Annotated in this window: 3 protein-coding genes; all 3 read left to right on the forward strand. The window is 33.3% G+C overall.

Annotated elements, in window-relative coordinates:
* The first annotated feature begins 115 nt into the window (after nt 1-115).
* Genes ACKI5B_RS06230 through ACKI5B_RS06240 form a run of 3 tightly spaced genes read left to right on the forward strand, consistent with a single transcriptional unit; the run spans nt 116 to nt 2,398 of the window.
* A complete protein-coding gene (locus tag ACKI5B_RS06230; RefSeq protein ID WP_407426901.1) occupies nt 116-940 on the forward strand; it encodes a cytidylate kinase-like family protein in 825 nt (274 codons plus the stop codon).
* Between the two features lie 57 nt (nt 941-997).
* Nucleotides 998-1,609 carry a CDP-diacylglycerol--glycerol-3-phosphate 3-phosphatidyltransferase gene (gene pgsA / locus ACKI5B_RS06235; protein ID WP_407426903.1) on the forward strand — a complete coding sequence of 204 codons (612 nt, stop codon included), beginning with the start codon at nt 998-1,000 and terminating at the stop codon, nt 1,607-1,609.
* A gap of 18 nt (nt 1,610-1,627) precedes the next feature.
* Nucleotides 1,628-2,398, forward strand: a complete 771-nt coding sequence (locus ACKI5B_RS06240) for a class I SAM-dependent methyltransferase (RefSeq protein ID WP_407426905.1) — start codon at nt 1,628-1,630, stop codon at nt 2,396-2,398.
* Nucleotides 2,399-2,609 lie beyond the last annotated feature (211 nt).

A 2,609-nucleotide genomic window follows, 5' to 3' on the forward strand; every position in this document is an offset into this window, starting at 1 on the left:
CATTCAAGATTTTTTTTAATCATATTCAGAATGTCCTTTCAGGAAAATATTTGATTTTACCGATAATTATTATACAATATTAAAATATAAAGCTAAAGTTTTTCAGGAGGAGTTTATGGCTATTATTACAGTTTCAAGGCAGCTTGCTTCTCTTGGGGATGAAATAAGCCGGAATATTGCAGAACATTTAGGCTATAAATTTTTTGGCAGGAAAGAAATTGAAAGAAGAATAGTTGAACTTGGATTTCCGGAAGCAAAACTTGCAAAATTTGACGAAAAAAAGCTCGGCTTTTTTACCGGCTTAACCCGGATAAGGGATGAATATCTTAATTATCTTATGACAGCAATTCTAGAAGCAGCTTCAGAGAATAATTCAGTCATTGTGGGCCGCGGTTCTTTTATTATTCTAAACAGTCTGGAAAATCATGTGTCGTGCAGGTTTATTTCAGATAAAAAAATCCGTATAGAGCGGCTTCAGAAAGAATTGAACTGTGATTTCAAAAATGCTTCAAAAAAAATTACGGAAAGTGAAAATCAACAGAAGGGATTTTATAAGTCATTTTTTAATTTTGATGTACTGGATCCTGGAATGTATGATTTGATTGTGAATACCTCTGTAATTGATACTGATTCCATCGTAAAATCTATAATTGCTTTGGCTGATTCTTGCATAACCTCAGAAAAAGATGAAAAAGGCCGGAAGAAAATCGAAGAAATGTTAATTGGCCAGAGAATTGTGAATATGCTTCTTTTCGATTACAGCTTAAATATTAACTTCTTAAGAATTTCAATTGAAGGCAATAAAATTATACTTCATGGAATAGCAGAATCTGATGTTGCAGTTGATAGCGCTGTTACAATTGTTGGAGCGGAACTGCCGCATTATCAGATAGAATCAGCTATAGCCATCACTCAGGATTTTAAGTCTTATACCAGGTAGAATTGCAATTAAAGTCTCTTACTTTACTTTTTCTTTTCAAAAAACTATAATTTTGCGATGAAAGTTTCCAATCGTTTTACATTTGCACGTGCTATTTTTGCCCCTGTTTTTTATTTGATTTTTAATTTACCAGTTTGGCTTGACAGTCAGATTTTAAATATTATTTCTGCCTGTGTTATGATTCCTCTTCTTGCAGTTTTTGAGTTAACAGATTACTGGGATGGTCATTATGCACGAAAGTATAATGAAGTTAGTGATTTTGGGAAAATTTTCGATCCGTTTGCAGATGTTATATTAAATTTGACTGTTTTTATGTGTGCGGTTTCAGCAAAATACATGCCTATTGTATTATTTGTTTTGATTTTATACCGCGAATTTACACAAAGCTTTCTGCGAATGTCTGCATTAAAAAAAGGTATTGCTATTGCCGCCCGCAAAGGTGGTAAATTAAAAACTGTTTTTTACATTATTTCAGGTTTTTTCTTTTTAACGATAGAAAGTTATACCCGTTTTAATTTTTCTTTTATTCCAGAAAATATTAATTTTATTATTGTTACAGCCTTTAAATATACGACATTAAGTCTGTTTGTAATTTGCGTTATTCTCAGCTGGCTTTCTTTCCTTGATTATATAAAATCGTTTTACTCATTGGTTAAGGATAATGATTAACAAAAACGGGAGAGAGTGATGCCGGATAAAGAAACAATAAAAAAAACAGAATGGTTTGAAAAAGAAGAATTCTGGAATAATTATGCTCCAATAATGTTTGATACAGCCAGATGGGCGGAAGCTCCTGCTGTTGCACAAAGCGTCTGTAAAATTGCAGGACTTGGAAAAGGTGCAAAAATTTTAGATGCCGGATGTGGACCAGGAAGAATTAGTGTTGAGTTGGCTTCTCTTGGTCTGGAAGTTACGGGGGTTGATTTAATTCAGTCTGAACTTGATGCGGCTGCAGAAAGTGCCAGTGCTGAAGGTGTTGATCTGGAATTAATAAAAGCTGATTTACGCAATTTTAAGACGGAAAAAAAATTCGACTGTGCAATAAATCTTTATACGTCTTTTGGCTACTGTGATACAATCGATGAGGATGCTCAGATATTAAAATCAATTTTCGATTCAATCAGAGACGACGGTTTTTTTATTTTGGAAAATATCAGCAGAGAAATTGCAATAAAAGATTTTACAGAAGGCGAATGGTTTGAACGTGCTGGTAAAACTGTACTTACAGATTTTAGTGTCGTTGGTGCATGGGAAGGTCTTCGTTCCCGCTGGATTTTAATTGATAATGATACAGGTGAACGTATTGAGCATGAGTTTGTTCAGAGACTTTACTCTGCTGTTGAATTAAAAAGAATTATGCTTGGTATTGGATTTAAATCTGTTGAAATTTATGGTGATTTTGATTTTTCACCATACAATCAGAATGCACGCACAATGGTTATTGTTGCACGAAAATAAAAAAAATAAAAAAAATAAAAAAAATTGAAAAAAAAGAAAATAAGTGTTGACAGAAAAATGTTGGTGTGATATATTCATTCTCACCCGCTGACAATCGGTCGGCACGGTAAAAGTTCTTTGAACATAATCAGATAAGTGAAGGAAAGAAAAGACAATACATGTGGAGCAATGTCAATTGTTCCATCGTATATCACATGAAAAACAAAGCCAG

The organism is Treponema sp. (genome assembly GCF_045657965.1).
Classification (GTDB): Bacteria; Spirochaetota; Spirochaetia; order Treponematales; family Treponemataceae; genus Treponema_D.